Annotated in this window: 17 protein-coding genes; 6 read left to right on the top strand and 11 right to left on the bottom strand. The window is 61.0% G+C overall.

The features are described from left to right. Positions 1-557: 557 nt before the first annotated feature. Positions 558-776: a hypothetical protein gene (locus EDF71_RS14915; protein WP_133857357.1), complete on the bottom strand. Its 219-nt coding sequence runs from the start codon at positions 774-776 to the stop codon at positions 558-560. A gap of 404 nt (positions 777-1,180) precedes the next feature. On the opposite strand from EDF71_RS14915, the gene EDF71_RS14910 reads away from it, so the two are divergent. Then, positions 1,181-1,390, top strand: coding sequence for a hypothetical protein (locus EDF71_RS14910; protein WP_133857356.1), 210 nt, complete (start codon positions 1,181-1,183; stop codon positions 1,388-1,390). 150 nt (positions 1,391-1,540) lie between these two features. Here EDF71_RS14910 and EDF71_RS14905 read toward each other — a convergent pair whose 3' ends face one another. Further along, positions 1,541-1,774 (bottom strand): hypothetical protein, encoded by a 234-nt coding sequence (locus EDF71_RS14905; protein WP_133857355.1) that lies wholly within the window; start codon positions 1,772-1,774, stop codon positions 1,541-1,543. Between the two features lie 700 nt (positions 1,775-2,474). On the opposite strand from EDF71_RS14905, the gene EDF71_RS14900 reads away from it, so the two are divergent. The 5 genes from EDF71_RS14900 to EDF71_RS14880 all read left to right on the top strand — a co-directional run bounded on the left by EDF71_RS14900 (position 2,475) and on the right by EDF71_RS14880 (position 7,356). Continuing rightward, positions 2,475-3,599, top strand: a complete 1,125-nt coding sequence (locus EDF71_RS14900; RefSeq protein WP_133857354.1) for a branched-chain amino acid ABC transporter substrate-binding protein — start codon at positions 2,475-2,477, stop codon at positions 3,597-3,599. 89 nt (positions 3,600-3,688) lie between these two features. Then, the gene (gene livH, locus EDF71_RS14895) at positions 3,689-4,612 is read left to right on the top strand and encodes a high-affinity branched-chain amino acid ABC transporter permease LivH (RefSeq protein ID WP_027011204.1); all 924 of its coding nucleotides are present in this window, start codon (positions 3,689-3,691) and stop codon (positions 4,610-4,612) included. Positions 4,613-4,614: 2 nt separating this feature from the next. Then, on the top strand, positions 4,615-5,841 hold the full coding sequence (locus EDF71_RS14890; RefSeq protein ID WP_133857374.1) for a high-affinity branched-chain amino acid ABC transporter permease LivM: 1,227 nt from the start codon (positions 4,615-4,617) through the stop codon (positions 5,839-5,841). Positions 5,842-5,878: 37 nt separating this feature from the next. Next, positions 5,879-6,646, top strand: a complete 768-nt coding sequence (livG, locus tag EDF71_RS14885) for a high-affinity branched-chain amino acid ABC transporter ATP-binding protein LivG (RefSeq protein WP_133857353.1) — start codon at positions 5,879-5,881, stop codon at positions 6,644-6,646. Between the two features lie 8 nt (positions 6,647-6,654). Further along, positions 6,655-7,356, top strand: a complete 702-nt coding sequence (locus EDF71_RS14880) for an ABC transporter ATP-binding protein (protein ID WP_027011203.1) — start codon at positions 6,655-6,657, stop codon at positions 7,354-7,356. Between the two features lie 90 nt (positions 7,357-7,446). On the opposite strand, the gene EDF71_RS14875 is transcribed toward EDF71_RS14880, so the two are convergent. The 9 genes from EDF71_RS14875 to EDF71_RS14835 all read right to left on the bottom strand — a co-directional run bounded on the left by EDF71_RS14875 (position 7,447) and on the right by EDF71_RS14835 (position 17,085). Then, positions 7,447-8,310, bottom strand: coding sequence for a TIGR00730 family Rossman fold protein (locus EDF71_RS14875; protein ID WP_133857352.1), 864 nt, complete (start codon positions 8,308-8,310; stop codon positions 7,447-7,449). 157 nt (positions 8,311-8,467) lie between these two features. Then, on the bottom strand, positions 8,468-8,851 hold the full coding sequence (gene crcB / locus EDF71_RS14870; protein ID WP_133857351.1) for a fluoride efflux transporter CrcB: 384 nt from the start codon (positions 8,849-8,851) through the stop codon (positions 8,468-8,470). 70 nt (positions 8,852-8,921) lie between these two features. After that, the gene (locus tag EDF71_RS14865; RefSeq protein ID WP_133857350.1) at positions 8,922-10,742 is read right to left on the bottom strand and encodes a peptidase M14; all 1,821 of its coding nucleotides are present in this window, start codon (positions 10,740-10,742) and stop codon (positions 8,922-8,924) included. A 134-nt stretch (positions 10,743-10,876) separates the two neighbouring features. Further along, a complete protein-coding gene (gene mnhG, locus EDF71_RS14860) occupies positions 10,877-11,254 on the bottom strand; it encodes a monovalent cation/H(+) antiporter subunit G (RefSeq protein ID WP_133857349.1) in 378 nt (125 codons plus the stop codon). Further along, positions 11,251-11,529 carry a K+/H+ antiporter subunit F gene (locus EDF71_RS14855; protein WP_133857348.1) on the bottom strand — a complete coding sequence of 93 codons (279 nt, stop codon included), beginning with the start codon at positions 11,527-11,529 and terminating at the stop codon, positions 11,251-11,253. Before EDF71_RS14855 ends, mnhG begins: the two co-directional genes overlap by 4 nt. Continuing rightward, positions 11,526-12,014, bottom strand: a complete 489-nt coding sequence (locus EDF71_RS14850; RefSeq protein WP_133857347.1) for a Na+/H+ antiporter subunit E — start codon at positions 12,012-12,014, stop codon at positions 11,526-11,528. Before EDF71_RS14850 ends, EDF71_RS14855 begins: the two co-directional genes overlap by 4 nt. Continuing rightward, on the bottom strand, positions 12,011-13,783 hold the full coding sequence (locus EDF71_RS14845) for a monovalent cation/H+ antiporter subunit D (RefSeq protein WP_208301062.1): 1,773 nt from the start codon (positions 13,781-13,783) through the stop codon (positions 12,011-12,013). The genes EDF71_RS14850 and EDF71_RS14845 overlap by 4 nt, the downstream gene beginning before the upstream one ends. Continuing rightward, positions 13,783-14,148, bottom strand: a complete 366-nt coding sequence (locus EDF71_RS14840; RefSeq protein WP_021028259.1) for a Na+/H+ antiporter subunit C — start codon at positions 14,146-14,148, stop codon at positions 13,783-13,785. The genes EDF71_RS14845 and EDF71_RS14840 overlap by 1 nt, the downstream gene beginning before the upstream one ends. A gap of 12 nt (positions 14,149-14,160) precedes the next feature. Then, positions 14,161-17,085, bottom strand: coding sequence for a monovalent cation/H+ antiporter subunit A (locus EDF71_RS14835; RefSeq protein ID WP_133857346.1), 2,925 nt, complete (start codon positions 17,083-17,085; stop codon positions 14,161-14,163). Between the last annotated feature and the right edge of the window lie 330 nt (positions 17,086-17,415).

Raw genomic sequence — 17,415 nt, 5'->3', positions numbered from 1 at the left:
CGAGCACTTGTTCCTCCTGATTGCCGTTGAATCAGGCCTTAGGGTACTCAAGCGTTCGCCAGTCATCCACGGAATTCAGCGATGAACCAAAAAAAGGCCACCCGAAGGTGGCCCGAGGCGCTGTAGAAAAGCCGCTCCTGATGACTCAGGCATGTTCATGCAAATATAGAGAGGGAGGGAGGATGGTGCATGAATCCGGCAAAATCATTAGATATATTCTATAGATTTATGCAAATTGATTTTGCAAGGGTATTCCCTAGTTTGTGCAAAAAAAAAGAGCCTGCAGTCTGCAGGCTCTCAAGTGCTCACTAGCTAATACTTGGTTCTAGCACCCCCCTATATTCATGAAATCATAAGCTATGCCTATTGCAAGCTGGTGATCGCAAAATAAACAACTGTCACGGCAAGCGTGTCAGAGTGTGAGCATATTGCCCGCAACAGCGATGGCCTGTGGCAACGCTTGGCGTGGCATCGGTAACCGCCCAGCGCATTGACAAGCCAAGGCCGCTCCAAGGTACGCAGATCCGGCTTTAGGAAAGGCGACGCGCTGCAAAAAATCAACTCAACAGCAAGCTACCTGCATCCAGCGCCGGTGGGCGCAAAAGATCGTCATTGACACCCATTGCCAGGCTGGCGCGCTCAATGGCCTGCCAAAGGTTGGGGGGCATTTGCAGAATTTCTTCAGGGGTCGTGGACTGGTCAATCCAGGCGCTGATCTCACCATGTTGGTCGTGGGTGAGCAGGTCCAGGCTCAGCATTTCGTCGATGGTTTTCATAAGGCTCAAGCGGTGTGCGTGGCGAGCGGACCAGGTCGGCTGCCAGCGGCAATCAAAAGGAAGTCTCGGCGAAGTGAGGAGATAAGGCTTATGCCTGCTGAGCGCGTAGGGGAGAAGAAGCGGTTACCGCTGGCTGGTCCCCATGTGCTGGCGTGGATAGGCTGCGGTTGTGTTGCGCGTTGGTGACCATGGGATCCTCCTTGTGCTATGCCTCACTGTAACCGGTTCCTGAGGGTGCCCAGGCAAATTGGCTGGCACGCAACAGGGCGGGTGGAGCAGGCGGCTGCAGGGCTTGACAGGCGCTGACATCGGGGCCGTCGGTTGGCCCAGGTCCGAAGGCGCTGTGCCCTGCTGGGCCTGGCATTTCGCCCGACAATAGCGGCTGAAGAAAACAAGGAAATGACGTGAGCCCTTCCCCTGAACATGCCGAGCTGATGGCCAGCTACCAAAAGCTGGTCGCCGAGGTCAACAAGAAAACGGCGCTGGTGCGTGTCGCATCACTCAAAGGGCCTCAGGCCATGCGTGCAGCGATGGCCACGGCGGAGAAAGCAGAGCGTCGCCGCGATGTGCTGGCTTCGAAGCTGGCGGCGCTGGGCGTGGTGCTGGGTGACTGAATCAACGCTGAAGAGGGACCCAAAAGATCTGCCTGTGGGGGCGATGAAGGCTGTGCATTCGGCAAGACATGGGGTGTGCCTTGCACTGGGATGCACCAACGGACGGCCATCCCATGCCAAACACCCGCCTCAACTAGCGACAAGCAGCGCTCAGGCAGGCGAACAGAACGCCCGGTTGGGATAGAGAATATCCGTCAGCACATGCTGGCCACGGGTCTGCAGTAGGTAGGTGCCCGGACCACCATCGGCGATGGCCTGCTCCAGCAGTTGCAGGAATTGCTGGCGATGGTGGGCATCATCGGGCAGCCAGGCAGAGGCAGCCTCAGCGTTGTCCGCGCCGGCCCCTTTGGAATTGATCAACCTAATCTCTTTCATGTTGAACAATTCTCCATTCCTGATTGACATTGTGCAAGTAGTTTTTGCTTCAGTTAGCAATGGTTAAAGAATCCGCGTATGAAGAGATTCATAAGGCGAGCGGGTTGAAATACAAAATAAGCCTTTGCACATCAACCGCTTCCAAGCGTTCCAAGCTCCGACTGCCTCTGAAAGCGGGTAATTCCCCAACGCCGACCGCTGGAAAGATGTAACAATTACCACTGTCTTTGAGAGGGCATGCCCCTGTTGAGGGGCTGTAGATCAGGGTTTCCACAGCCCTGGTTTTATGTGCGGCGGTATCTTTTTCGCGCACAATGCTGCCTCTCGCGGCGAAGCTGCCTGGGTTCTGGGATTTGCGATGGCCACTTGGTCGATGACAGGGGGAAGCACCCGGGCGGGATCCGATGCCGAGGAGGCGCTTGAGGCCGTTCATATTGATGCAACAAAATGCATCAAAATGTTCGGGGCCTGATGGCCTTCTGCAGTGGCTTTAGCGGCATTTTGCACATTATTGGTGCATGAATACCTATTAATGCCCTGTATAGGTGCAAAAATCACTATTTGCTAGCACATAAGTGACATATTTGGCAATCCTTGGCATCCCTGTTGCGAGAGTTTATTAGACCTATATGCTGTCTCCGCATCGCAATTGATAGTTGCTCTATTGGCAATGTCTGCGATCCATAGCTTGATTAAAAAGGATTCCGATATGAAGGTACCGTTTCGCCTCAACTCGATGGTGGTTGCATTTGGTCTGGCCGGCAGCATGCTCGCTGGCGTAGCCCAGGCTCAAAATATCAAGATTGGCGTGGTCATTCCTGCGACGGGTCCGCTGACCCAGTACGGCGATATGGTCAAGGAGGGTGTGGATACGGCGCTGGAGCAGATCAATGCTGCTGGCGGCATCAATGGCAACAAGCTCGAAGCGGTGATCGTTGACGATGCCTGCGAACCCAAGCAAGGCCCAGTGGCTGCGAACCGCGTGGTCAATGCCAAGATCCATTACGTGGTCGGTCCCGTGTGCTCGGGCGCTGCCATTGCTGCAGCTCCGATCTACAACAACGAAGGTGTGGTGGTGGTGACCCCATCGGCTACCTCGCCAGCGCTGACTGAAGGCAAGAACTTCACCTCGATCTTCCGCACCATTGGCCGTGATGACCAGCAAGGCCCTTTCGCTGCCAAGTTCATTGCCCAGAACGTCAAGCCCAAGAAGGTTGCCGTGCTGCATGACAAGCAATCCTACGGCCAGGGCATTGCCACGGCGGTGCGTGACACCCTGAAGGCAGACGGCGTGAACGTCGCGCTGTTTGAAGGTATCAACGCTGGTGACAGCGATTACTCCGCCGTGATCACCAAGCTCAAGAGCGCCGGCGTGGACTTTGTCTACTACGGTGGCTACCACCCAGAAATGGGCCTGCTGCTGCGCCAGTCGGCCGAGCAAGGCCTGAAGGTCCGTATCATGGGCCCAGAAGGCGTGGGCAATCCTGAAATCAACGCCATTGCCGGCCCTGCCGTTGAAGGCATGCTGGTGACCTTGCCTGCGGACTTCGCGTCCAACCCCAAGAATGCCGCCATTGTGAAGGCCTTCAAGGACAAGAAGCGCGATCCTTCCGGTTCGTTCCAGATGGGTTCGTACACCGCCGTGCAAGTCATTGCTGACTCGATCAAGGCTGTGGGCAACGATGGCGCCAAGGTGGCCAAGCACCTGCATACCGCTACCTTCGAAACCCCACTGGGCAAGCTCGCCTGGGATGCCAAGGGTGACCTGAAGTCCTACGACTTCCAGGTGTTCAGCTGGCACAAGGACGGCAGCAAGTCGGCTGCGACCAAGTAAGTGATAGGCAAAAGCATGGCTCTACAACATAGAGCCATGCTTTTTTATTTTGGCTGCCACAAGCGCCAATGGAATTGGGTTGGTACGGTATGAACGATTTTTTGCCCCAATTCATACAGCAGTTGTTCAATGGTCTGTCACTGGGTGCGATCTACGCGCTCGTGGCCATTGGCTACACGATGGTGTATGGAATTATCGGAATGATTAATTTCGCCCACGGCGAGATTTATATGATTGCGGCCTATATCGGCCTGGTGACCTTGTCAGCCATCGGCACGCAAAGCGGGCTGCCGGTCTTTGTGGTGATTGGTGCCATGCTGCTGGTGGCCGTGGTGCTCACCGGTGTCTATGGCTATGTGGTGGAGCAGGTGGCGTACAAGCCCTTGCGCAGCAGCCCCCGCCTGGTGGCGCTGATCTCGGCCATCGGTATGTCCATCTTCTTGCAGAACTGGGTGGCCCTGGGGCAGGGTGCACGCGATATGGCCGTGCCGTCGCTGTTGCCTGGTGCATTCAACTTTCACATGGGTGATTTCGAGGTCTTTGTGCCTTACACCCGCGTCTTGATCATTGTGGTCGCCGTGGTGCTGATGGCCGCGCTGACCTTCTACATCCGCCACTCGCGCATGGGCCGCGCCTCGCGCGCCTGCTCGCAAGACATGCAAATGGCCAACCTGTTGGGCATTGACACCAACAAGGTTGTGTCCTTCACCTTCATCCTGGGTGCGGTACTGGCTGCCGTGGGCGGTGTGCTGATTGCGCTGGCGATTGGCAAACTCAACCCCTATATCGGTTTTGTCGCCGGTATCAAGGCCTTCACAGCGGCGGTGCTGGGCGGTATCGGCAGCATTCCCGGTGCGATGCTGGGCGGCGTGCTGCTGGGAATTGCCGAGACCATGGCTGCCGCCTATATCTCGTCCGAGTACAAGGACATCGTTGCCTTTGGTCTGCTGGTGCTGATCTTGCTCTTCCGCCCCACGGGCCTGTTGGGCAAGCCTGAAGTGGAGAAGGTCTGATGATGAAAGCGAACATCAAGAACGCCATCATCTCGGCCGTGCTGGCCGCTTTGGTGGTGGTTCCCATCTTCGGCCTGCACCTGGAGCGCAAGGGCGGCCAGAACTACATTGAGCCGCACTGGAACCTGGTTATCTGGGGCTTTGTGATTGTGCTGGTGCTGCAGCTGATCAAGCCGCTGCTGGGCAAACACATGGCCCGTGTGCAGGCCCCGCGCCTGCCCGAGGTCAGCGCCCGCATGCGCATGACCCTGCTGTGGCTGGTGATTGTGGCGGCCATTGCCTGGCCCTTCTTCAGCGGCCGCAATGCGGTCGACATCGCCACCCTGGCGCTGATCTATGTGATGCTCGGCCTGGGCCTGAACATCGTGGTCGGTTTTGCCGGTCTGCTGGATCTGGGCTTTGTCGGCTTTTATGCCGTGGGCGCCTATACCTATGCCTTGCTGTTCCACTGGGCCGGCTGGTCGTTCTGGGAGGCTCTGCCCCTGTCCGGTGCGGCCGCTGCCTTGTTCGGCTTCTTGCTCGGCTTTCCGGTGCTGCGCCTGCGCGGCGATTACCTGGCGATCGTGACCTTGGGTTTTGGCGAAATCATTCGCCTGCTGCTGGTCAACCTGGTGGATTTCACCGGTGGCCCGGACGGCATCTCCAGCATTCCCAAGCCGACCTTGTTTGGCTTTGAGCTGACGCGTACCGCCTCGCAAGAGGGCGCGCAGACCTTGCAGCAGCTGATGGGCATCGAGTTCAACACCATGCACATGGTGGTCTTCCTCTACCTGCTGGCGCTGGGCCTGGCCCTGGTCACCCTGTGGATCAGCAACCGCCTGATCCGCATGCCGATTGGCCGTGCCTGGGAAGCGCTGCGTGAAGACGAAGTGGCCTGCCGCTCGCTGGGTATGAACCCCACGAAGATCAAGCTCTCGGCCTTCACCTTGGGTGCCATGTTTGCCGGCTTTGGTGGTGCCTTCTTTGCCGCGCGCCAGGGCATCGTCAGCCCCGAGTCGTTCAGCTTCATCGAATCGGCGCTGATCCTGGCCATCGTGGTGCTGGGCGGCATGGGCTCGCAGATCGGTGTGGTGGTGGCCGCGATCCTGATCACCGTGCTGCCTGAGCTGGCACGCGAGTTCTCCGAATACCGCATGCTGATTTTCGGCCTGGTGATGATCTTGATGATGGTCTGGCGTCCGCAGGGCTTGTTCCCGATGAAGCGCTACCACGAAGAGTTGAAGCAATGACCGTAAACACGGAAAACGCAAACAGGGAGAAGTGTTTATGAGTCAAAGCATATTGAAGGTGGAAGGCCTGTGCATGCGCTTTGGCGGCTTGCTCGCGGTCGACCAGGTCGCGCTCGATGTCAAGCCGCAAGAGGTGTTTGCCATCATCGGCCCCAATGGCGCCGGCAAGACCACCGTGTTCAACTGCATCAGCGGTTTCTACAAGCCCACGGCCGGTACCGTGTCGCTGGGTGGCCAGTCGATTGCCGGCCTGGCCAGCCATGAGGTGGCCAACCACGGCGTGGTGCGTACCTTCCAGAACGTGCGCCTGTTCAAGGGCATGACCGTGCTGGAGAACCTGCTGGTGGCCCAGCACCAGCAGATCAAGCGCAACCTGCTCTCGGGCCTGTTCAAGACCAAGGCCTACCGCGCAGCGGAAGAGAACGCCAAGGAACAAGCAGCCCACTGGCTGGATGTGATGGGCCTGCGTGCCTTCACCAACCGCGAGGCGGGCAACCTGGCCTATGGCCACCAGCGCCGGCTGGAGATCGCGCGCTGCATGATCACCAAGCCCAAGCTGCTGATGCTCGATGAGCCCGCAGCGGGCCTGAACCCGCAGGAAAAGGTGGAGCTGCAGCACCTCATCGACCGCTTGCGCCGGGAGTATGGCGTGACCGTGCTGCTGATCGAGCACGACATGAGCCTGGTGATGGGGGTGTCGGAGCGCATCCTGGTGATGGAGTATGGCAAGCCGATTGCACTGGGTGTGCCGGAGGTCATTCGCAATGACGAACGCGTGATCAAGGCATACCTGGGAGAGTCCTGATGCAGCCGATGTTGGAAATCAAGAATATCAGCACGCATTACGGTGCGATTTGTGCAGTCAATGATGTGAGCCTGCATGTCAACGAGGGTGAGATCGTCTCGCTGATCGGCAGCAATGGCGCGGGCAAGACCACCTTGCTGATGAGTGTCTGCGGCAACCCCTGCGCCACCACGGGCTCGATCAAGTTCGAGGGCGAAGAGCTGGTGGGCCAGTCCTCGCACCTGATCATGCGCAAGGGCATCGCGATTTCGCCCGAAGGCCGTCGTGTGTTCAAGGATCTGACCGTCATGGAGAACCTGCAGATGGGCGCGTTCTTCTTGAACAAGCAGGAGATTGCGCACGGCATCGACTATGTCTATGGCCTCTTTCCCCGCCTCAAGGAACGTGCCGACCAGCGCGCCGGCACCATGTCTGGCGGCGAGCAGCAGATGCTGGCCATTGGCCGGGCGCTGATGAGCAAGCCGCGTCTGCTGCTGCTCGATGAGCCCACCCTGGGCCTGGCGCCGCTGATCATTGCGCAGATCTTCGAGATCATCAAAGCCGTTCGAGAGCAGGGCGTGACCGTGTTCCTGGTGGAGCAAAACGCCAACCAGGCTTTGCAGATCGCCGACCGTGGCTATGTGCTGGAGACCGGCAAGGTCACCCTGGAAGACAGCGGCGTCAACCTGCTGCGCAACCAGGACATCCGCAAGGCCTACCTGGGAGGCTGACCAGCCCAGCGGCACAGGCTGCCGCCACCCAAAGCAAAACCGCTGCTGGCTGCATGGCCAGGAGCGGTTTTTTATGGGCCGAACGCTGCTTCAGCGCTGGTAGTAGGCCTGGATGATGCGGCAGGCCTCATGCACATCGTCAGTGATGTGGAACAGCTTGACGTTCTCTGGCGAGATGGTGCCGTACTCGATCATCACATCGAAGTTCAGCATGCGCGACCAGAAATCCACGCCAAACAGCACGATCGGCACGCCCTTGGCCTTGTGGGTTTGCACGAGGGTCAGCACTTCGAAGAGCTCGTCCATCGTGCCAAAGCCGCCGGGAAACACCACCAGGGCGCGCGCGCGCATCATCAGGTGCATCTTGCGCAGTGCAAAGTAGTGGAACTTGAAGCAGAGCGCCGGCGTGATGTAGCGGTTGCCCGATTGCTCATGCGGCAGGGTGATGTTCATGCCGACATTGGGCGCATGCTCTTCGGAGGCGCCGCGATTGGCTGCTTCCATGATGCCGGGGCCGCCGCCGGTGCAGATGTAGAGGCGGTCTTCGAGCTTCTGGGTTTCGCTGAACTTGGCCACCAGGCGCGCAAAGCGGCGCGCGGCATCGTAGTAGCGGCTGGTGGTTACTGCGCGCTGCGCCACGGCAATTGCCTGGGCATCGCCTTGGGCCTGGGCAGCGGCCAGCAGTACCTCCGCCTCTTCAGGTGCCACAAAGCGGGCGCTGCCAAACACCACCACGGTGTTGTTGATGCCCTGGGCGGTCAGTTCCAGGTCGGGCTTGAGCATCTCCAGCTGAAAGCGGATTGAGCGGGTCTCGCGGCGGCTCAGAAACTCCGGGTCTGCAAAGGCCAGGCGGTAAGAATCGCGCTTGGCGGCCTGCTCTACAGGTATGTCGGCACCGAACAGGTTCCAGTCATGCGCCATGACTTGTTCGTCGAGTTGGGTGTTGGCGTCCATGGTCTTCTCCAGCTTTCACAATGCCAGTGCCCGGCAGGCACCAGCGTTCACAAAAAACACGAGCAGCACAAGCGGGGCCTGTGCTGCTACTGAATATAGAGCGATTTGGGCATGCGCTTGCGGCAATGTCTTAAAAAATACGGCTTTGAACAGGTTCTTAGCCTCTGCCCCAGAGTGCCTGGCCGGTCGCCAGGCCCAGGGCCGTCAAGGCCAGCGAGCCCAGCAAATGCAGGCTGCACTGCAGCAGGGCCAGGCCGTAGCGCTGGGCCTGCAGCATCGAGACCGTCTCGGCAGAGAAGCTGGAAAAGGTGGTGAGGGCGCCCAGAAAACCGGTGATCAGCACCAGACGCCAGACCGGGTCAATGCCGGGGGAGTTTTGGAACAGGGCCACCAGCAGACCGATGGCATAGCCACCCACCAAGTTGGCGGCCAAGGTGCCCCAGGGCAGCAAGGCATGGGGCTGGTTGAGCCAGCGGCCCAGTTGCCAGCGTGCCAGCGCGCCCAGGCAGGCGCCAATCGATATGCCAAGTACATTCCACATGGCTGGCAGCTTAGCAGGGCGCAGCTGCGCTGCGTGGAAAATCGCTGGCAGCAGTAATCAGCACTTGGCTTCAGCGCGTTTGCACAATGTCCTGCCAGGCGGCATAGGCGGCCAGCACCGCAGCGCGCTGCACAGTATGTGCAAAGACCAGTGCATCGCCCACAACAGTCTGGTCCGGAAACTCGGTGATCAGGCTCACCGGGCTGAGCCCCTGGTTGTCGACTTGCATGGTGCAGGGCGTGCCGTGCCGCAGCTCAAACGGCTGGCGGCCGGAATGGCTTTGGTACAGCGCCAATTGGCGGCGGTTGTATTCCGGCAAACCCTCCACCTGCAGCAAGGCTTGCGCCACGCGCTCAGCCAGTGCCTCGGCCTGCGGCTGCCAGTCTTCCTGGTAGCGCAGAATCAGGAAAAAGCCCTTGGGGATGGTCCAGAGGTCAAAGCCTTGCGGCACATAGCCGGACAAGGGCCGCGTCCATTCATGGGCCGGGTAGCCATGCAGGCTCAAATGCAACTGCGCGCCGCTGGCGGCAATCGCATCACGCCGCAGTGCGCCTTCGTACCAGGGGGCATGGTCGCGGTAGGCCAAGTCATCGCCCAGCGCGGTGTAGCGCGCTGCATGGTGCATTTGCTCGGGGGCATAGCGGCAGTACCACTGGTGCAGGTCATAGCCGTCCGGGTTCTCGACGGGGATGTAGGCAAAGTGGCTGTCTGCCTGCTGCGCCAGTGCCAGCGCTCCGCGCAGCGCGCCTGTCACGCCGGATATCTCATTGGCATGCTGGCCGCCGCTTAGCACCACCGGGTGCTGGCTGCCCTTTTTGTAGGTGGCGGCAATGCGGCGGCCTTGCACACTCTGGCCCTGGCAGGCACTGCCATAGGCGGCAAACAGCGGCTGCACCAGTGCATCCATCTGCGCCAGGCTCGGCGCCCGCTGCAGCTGCGCTGCGGCGGCATCGGCCTCGGCAATGCTGTGCGGGTTGAAGGCCACCGCTGGCAGGCCGTCATCCACTTCCGGCAAGGGTTCGCTCAGGGCCAAGGCACGAATCTGCAAGCCCACCGTGGTCAGCTCCAGCGGATGCGTTTGGGCGGCGATCCGGATGTCTGGCACGATCTGGCCCGGTTGCAGGCGGCGGTCACCCGCAGCGCGCCCGGACAGCTTTTGGAAATGCTCCAGCAGCGAGAAATACAGGTCCTCGTGCATGGCTTCGGGCGTGCTCATGGTCTCACCCGTGCCGGCAATTGCTCGCTCAAAGCCGGGCAGTTGCATGGCGATATGCAGACGGCCAAAGAAGGGCTCGGTCTTTGGCCAGCCATGCTGCTCGATGGCCTGCATGGCCTGGGCATAGGCCGTTTCGTAGTCGGTGAGCAGGGCGGCATCGTGCACGGTGCGGCCTTGGGCGTCATGCGCTTGCTGCCAGCCGCAGGGGGTGATGCCGCTGCCGCCGTGCGCTGACTGGAAAGCCCGGTTGGGCGCGAACACCTGCAGGCTTTGTGTGCGCCCATCCTGGTAGCGCAGCGCCAGGGTGTAGCTGCTATTGTGCTGGCCGGCCTCCATCTGCAGATCGACACCGGGCGGCAGCATGGCGGCCAGCGGGTAGGCCTCCAGCATGAAGCGGTTGGCGGCGGCGTCTGCATGCAGGGGGTAGTGCAGCTGCAGGCTTTGTAGCCCGGTGGTGTCCAGGTCTTCCAGCACCGCATGTACCAGCGGCTTGTAGGCGCTGCGGATGCGGGCGCGGATGCCATGCTTGGCCAGTTGCTGCTCAGCCGCCCGGCGCGCATCCACGCCTTCAAAACACCAGAGTTGCCATGCCAGTTCGGGTTGTGGATGGGCCAGGCGCTCAGCCATCCATTGGCTGAGCGTGCGGTCTAGGGTGTGGGAGAGCAGGAGCGTCATGGCGGTGCCTGGGGTGTGGATGCTTGTGATCCACCAGCATAGAACAAGCGCGCTGTTCCTGCTGTCCCCTGGCGCTTATTCCCCAATGCAGCTCGCCCGTTGTGCTGGCTTAGCCGTCTATCGCCATCACGGGCTCAGGCGTCGTTGCCTTCGGGGTTGGCCGACACGATGCGGCTCAGGCTCGGTGGTACATCCTTGCCCATGCGCCGGTCGCGGAACAGCGCCGCGCGCATCAAGAAGATATTGGTGATGGGCACGGCCACCGACAGCAGCACGGCGATCAGCAAGGTGTGAAAGCTGGGCTTGTGCGACTGCAGGCTGAAGTAGAAGACGGAGCTCCAGACAATCAGCCAGCAACCGGCGCAGGCGATGATCGACGGGGTGTGCACGCGCTCGTAGTAGCTGGGCAGGCGAAACAGGCTGAGCGCTCCGATCAAGGTGATCAAGCAGCCGGCAAGCACCAGCACCGACACCACAATCTGAACCCAGATGGGCAGGTTGACTTCGGTCATTCGATCACCTCCCCGCGCAGCAGGAACTTGGCCATGGCCGTGGAGCTGACAAAGCCAAACAGCGCGATGAGCAGCGCGGCCTCAAAGTAATTCACCGATGCATAGTGGATGCCCAGCACCAGCATGGTGAGCATGCCGATCAGGTACATGCAGTCCAGGGCCAGCACACGGTCTTGTGCCTGCGGGCCTTTGAGCAAACGGATCATCGCAAACAGCATGGCCAGCAGCAAGATGAACAGGGCTGCCGGCATGGTCCAGGCAAGAATATTGTTCATTCGAAAATCTCCATGAGGGGCCGTTCATAGAAGGCCTTGATGTGGTCGATAACGCCCTGCGGGTCATCCGCCTCCAGCACATGCAAGAGCAGGATGGAGCGGTCACGCGATATCTCGGCCCAGGCGGTGCCGGGGGTGATACAGACGATCATCGCCAGCACGGCCAGGCCGTTGGGGTCGCGCAGCTGCAAGGGCACATGCACAAAGCCAGCGGGCTTTTTGCGGCTGCCGGGCATCAGCAGCAGGCGCAGCACCGCGCCATTGGACTGCAGCGAATCAGCGGCCACGCGCAAGCCCAGGCGGATGATGGTCCAGGGCTTTTTGATGCTGACCGCGCGCGGGCGCAGTCCTTGGGTCAGCACCGGGATCAGCAAGCCAAACAGAACGCCGAGAATGATTTGACCGGGGCTGACGCTGCGGTTGAGCAGCAGCCACACCAGGCACAGCAGCACGGACAGCAGGGGTGCAGGGAAAAGGCGCTTCATGGCTGGGTACCTCCTGCAGTGGTTGCTTCCGGTGCAAGTTCGAACCCGGTCTCAGGCAGCACGGTGGGGATGTCGGGCGCGACCACGGGTTTGGAGGTGGGGGAGGGCTTGGGGCTGGTTTCCAGCACCGCGCGGATGTAATTGCCGGGCGAATGCAGGTTGTCAGCCGCGCGCTGGGTAAAGCGCATCACGCTGGCGCCATGGGTCACCATCAAAATGCAGCAGCCCAGCAAAATGGCCAAAGGCAGGCCTTCGATCACCTTGAGCTCGGGCGTGTTGCGGCTGATGCTGGACCAGAACTCGCGAATGCCGATGCGCACCAGGGCGGTCAAGGCCATCAAGCCGGTCGCAATCAGCATGGCCATGAACGACCAGCCCAGCCAGCCGATCTGCGTGCCTGCCGACGAGCCCAGACCCAGCGGGTTGAGCAATGCCGACAGCATGGCGAACTTGCCGATAAAGCCTGACAGCGGCGGCAGACCGGACACCACCAAGGTGCTGACCATGAACGACAGGCCCAGGAAGGCCATCGCTGCCGGAATGGCGCGGCCAATCAGCACTTCCTCGTCTTCGTCCAGGTTCAGGCCCTCGCGCGGTAGCAGCTCGGCAGTCAAGAACGGCGCCTCCTCATCCTCAAAGCGGACATTGGCCCCATCGGTGGTGCGCCATCGCTCGATCAGGTCGGTGATCAAGAACAGTGCTGCCACTGCCAAGGTGGAACTGGGCATGTAGTACAGCAGGGCGCTGGTCATCAGGTTCTGGCCAAAGCCGGCGGCGGCCAGCAAGGTGCCGGCCGACAGAATGGCCGCATAGCCCGCCACATAGCCCAGCCGCTGCGTGCCCAGGATGGAGATGCCCGCATAGAGCATGGTGGCCAGCCCGCCCAGGATCAGCCAGGCGCTGCCGAAATGGGCCGAAGGCCCGGCCTCGCTGCTGAACATCAGGGTCCACAAACGCACAATCGTGTAGATGCCCACCTTGGTCATCAGCGCAAAAATGGCGCCAACCGGCGCGGTGGCCGAGCCATAGGCCGGTACCAGCCAGAAGTTCAGCGGCCAGACCGCAGCCTTGATCAGGAAGGCAGTGGCCAGAATGCCGGCAGCGGTGTGCAGCAAGCCCCGGTCCGCGCTGCTGACGCTGGGGATGATGCGCGCCAGATCGGCCATGTTCAAGGTGCCGGTAATGCCGTACAGCATCGACACACCGATCAGGAACAGCGACGAGGCTGCCAGGTTGATGGCGATGTAATGCAGGCCATGCTGCACCCGTGATTTGCCCGAGCCGTGCAGCAGCAAACCATAGGATGCTGCCAGCATGATCTCGAAGAACACGAAGAGGTTGAACAGGTCACCGGTCAGGAAGGCACCGGCCAGGCCCATCATCTGGAACTGGAACAGCGGGTGAAAATGCACGCCCACCCGGTGCCAGCGCGCGCCGGAATAGACCACGGCACAGAGTGCGACCACGCTGGTGGTCAGCAGCATCAGGGCCGAGAGCCGGTCGAGTACCAGCACAATGCCAAACGGCGCAGCCCAGTTGCCCGACAGGTAGACACTCATCGAGGTGGCCATGCCATCCTGGTTGCTCCACTTGACCAGGGCCATCGCGATGACCAGGCCGATCAGGCAGGAGCTGATGTTCATCAGCAGTTTGGTGCGTTGGTACTTCTCGCCCAGGGTCAGCATCAGCGCTGCGGTCAACAAGGGCAGCAAAATCGGTGCCAGCAACAGGTGCGGCATCAGGCGCTCAGTCAGCGTCATCAGCGACATCAAGGCGCCTCCTGCACATCATTGGACAGGGAGCCGTCCACATGGTCAGTGCCCGTCATGCCGCGCGAGGCGAGCAGCACCACCAGAAAGAGCGCGGTCATCGCAAAGCCGATGACGATGGCCGTCAGCACCAGGGCCTGCGGCATGGGGTCGGCATAGTGCATCAGGTCGGTGGGCACACCGGGCTGCAATATCGGTTCTCGGTCGATTGCCAGGCCCACGCGGCCCATGCTGAAGATAAACAAATTGACCGCATACGACAGCAAGAGCAGACCCATGATGATCTGAAAAGTCCGTGGGCGCAGCAGGAGCCAGACGCCGGAGCCGGTCAATACGCCAATGGCAATGGCCAGTACGATTTCCATTTGGTATTGTCCTTAGAGTTGGGAGGCGGGGTCGCTGCGCTCGCCTTGCTGGCGCTCGTGGAAGCGGAATCCCCGGACGGATTGGTGGGCAATGCTGGTGAGCATCAGCATGGTCGAGCCCACGACCAGCGAGAACACCCCAATATCAAAGAACAGCGCGCTGGCGATATGGATCTCGCCCACCACCGGCAGGGTCAGGTGCGCGGTGTGGCTGGTCAGGAAGGGGTAGCCAAAGTACCAACTGCCCACGCCAGTGCCCAGCGCAAACAGCAGGCCGGCGGCAATCCAGCGGCGCGGGTAGATGGGCAGATGCGATTCCACCCAGTGCGTGCCGGAGATGATGTACTGCAGCAGCAGGCCGATGGCCAGGGTCAGGCCGGCCACAAAGCCGCCACCGGGCTCGTTGTGGCCGCGCATGAACAGGTACATGGCCACGATCGCGGCAAACGGCAGCAGCAGGCGCACCAGCACGGCGGGCACCATCAGATAGCCCACAGCGGTATCGGTCGCACTGCGAGGGTTGAGCAGGTCGGTCTGTAAGTCAGCCGGCAAAAAGCGCTGCTGCTCGGGCACATCCATGGCCTCAGGTGCGGGGCGGAAGCGGCGCAGCAGCGCATAGACGGTGAGCGCCACAATGCCGAGCACAACAATCTCGCCAAAGGTATCAAAGCCTCGGAAATCGACCAGCATGACGTTGACCACGTTGGTGCCGCCGCCCTCGGTCTGGGCCCGCTCCAGGAAGAAGGTCGAGGTGCTTTCGGGGAAGGGCCGGCTCATCATCGCAAACGACAGCCAGGCCATACCACCGCCAGCAAGCAGCGCAATCGCCAGGTCACGCCAGCGGCGCAGGGTGACCAGCGCGCCTTGCTGCGAGACTTTCTTGAGCTTCTTGTCGCGCTTGGGCAGCCAACGCAGGCCCAGCAGCAGCAGCACGGTGGTGACCACCTCCACCACCAACTGGGTCAAGGCCAGATCGGGTGCGGAGAACCACAGGAAGGTCATGCAGGTAGCCAAGCCGGCGCCGCCCAAGGTGACCAGGGCCGCCAGGCGGTGGTACTTGACTAGGAAGGCCGCTGCCAGCGAGCAGCTGATACCGATCAGCCACAGAATGCCAAAAGCGGGCGACAGCGGCTGCAGGCCCCGGTTGCCCAGTTGCAAGCCATGGATCAGCAGGGGCAGGGTGGCGGTCAGCAAGGCAGCCAGCACCAGCCAGAGCGCCTGCCACTGCCAGCGACGCGTGCCCAGCCAGCGGCGCAGATGGCGTGCACCGTTGGTGATGATCGCCATCACCGCCTGGAACACCCATTGGCCATTGATGCGACCGACCAGCGGCGCATCATCGAGGTACTGCTTGCTGCGCAACAGGCGCAGCAGCAGATACAGCAAGATGCCCGCCAGCATCGCGATGATGCTCATCACCAGCGGCGCATTGATGCCATGCCATAGCGCCAGGCTGAACTCCGGCAAGCTGCCGCCCACCACGGGCGAGGCTGCTGCATCCAGGTACTGGCCCACGGCCCAGGCCGGGAAGATACCGACCAGCAGGCAGATCAGCACCAGGAGCTCGACCGGCACACGCATCCAGTGCGGTGGCTCATGCGGCTCATGCGGCAGATCGGTAGCAGGCGGGCCAAAAAATACATCGACCGTGAAGCGCAGCGAATAGGCCACGCTGAAAATACCGGCCAAGGTGGCGGCCACCGGCAAGGCGGTGGTCAAAAACGGCGTGGTGTTGATGTACACCGTTTCGGCAAAGAACATCTCTTTGGACAGAAAGCCATTGAGCAGAGGCACGCCAGCCATGGCCGCGCTGGCCACCATCGCCAAGGTGCCCGTGATCGGCATCATCTTCTGCAAGCCGGAGAGGCGGCGAATATCGCGGGTGCCGGATTCGTGGTCGACAATGCCCGCCGCCATGAACAGCGAAGCCTTGAAAGTCGCATGGTTCATGATGTGGAAGACCGCAGCGACGGCCGCCAAGGGGCTGTTGAGGCCCAGCAGCAAGGTGATCAGACCCAGGTGCGACAAGGTGGAATAGGCCAGCAGCGCCTTCATGTCATGCTGGAACATGGCGATATAGCCACCCAGCAGCAAGGTGATGGCGCCGGCACCGCCGACGAGCCAGAACCATTCCTCGGTACCGCTGAGCGCCGGCCAGAGGCGGGCCAGCAAAAACACACCGGCCTTGACCATGGTGGCCGAGTGCAGGTAGGCGGAGACGGGGGTGGGCGCTGCCATCGCGCGCGGCAGCCAGAAATGGAAGGGGAACTGGGCGCTCTTGGTGAGCGCGCCGAGCAGGATCAGCACCAGGGTGACGCGGTAGAGCTCGTGGTTGCGGATCTGGTCGCCCGCGGCCAATACATTGTCGAGCTCATAGCTGCCGACGATGTGGCCCAGCAGCAGCACGCCGCCCAGCAGGCAGAGACCGCCGGTGCCGGTGACCGTCAGCGCCATGCGCGCGCCCATGCGGGCATCCTTGCGGTGGTGCCAGTAGCCGATCAGCAGGAAGGAGAACAGGCTGGTCAGCTCCCAGAAGAACACCAGCTGGATCAGGTTGCCCGAGAGCACCACGCCCATCATCGAGCCCATGAAGGCCAGGAAGAACGAGAAAAAGCGCGGTACCGGGTCAGCTTGTGACATGTAGTAACGCGCATACAGCACCACCAGACTGCCGATGCCCAGCACCAGGATGGAGAACAGCCAGGCAAATCCATCCATGCGGAAGTGCAGATCCAGGCCCAGCTGGCCCAGCCAGGCAACGTTGTGGTGCACCACGCCGTTGTTCTGCGTTTCCGGGAAAAGCATGGCGACCTGAACCACACAGAACACCGCTATGGCCCCTGCCAGCGTCGACTCCGTGTTACGCGCGTTGGCAGGCAACAGCGCTGCAATTGCGCTGCCGATGAAGGGGAGGAGGATCAGGTATGAAAGTGCCATTTCTTTGTAAATTCTACAAGCTGGCCCGATCCCAGCTGCTACTAAAACCCGAGCAAGTTCAGGATATTGGTCGTGGCTTATCGATAGTCAATACCCCATGTTAGTGACTGCAAATGCGCGAGCAAAGGTGTTTTCTTGATGCCTGTTTTGAGTATGCGCCCATGCATGCTTTGCATGAATAGCCCGGCGCTTGCCCATAGCACAACACTGCAGGCTTGCTGCAGTGTCGGGTGGCTGATTCAGGGGGAGGCGATGGCGGCGCCGCAGGCCAAAAACACCGGTTGGGCGTGGCGGAAGCGCATATTGCGCCGCTGCTGGCGCGTGGCTGCA

Source organism: Comamonas sp. JUb58, assembly GCF_004364775.1.
In the GTDB taxonomy this organism is placed as follows: Bacteria; Pseudomonadota; Gammaproteobacteria; order Burkholderiales; family Burkholderiaceae_C; genus Comamonas.
This window is presented reverse-complemented; position numbering and strand designations above follow the sequence as displayed.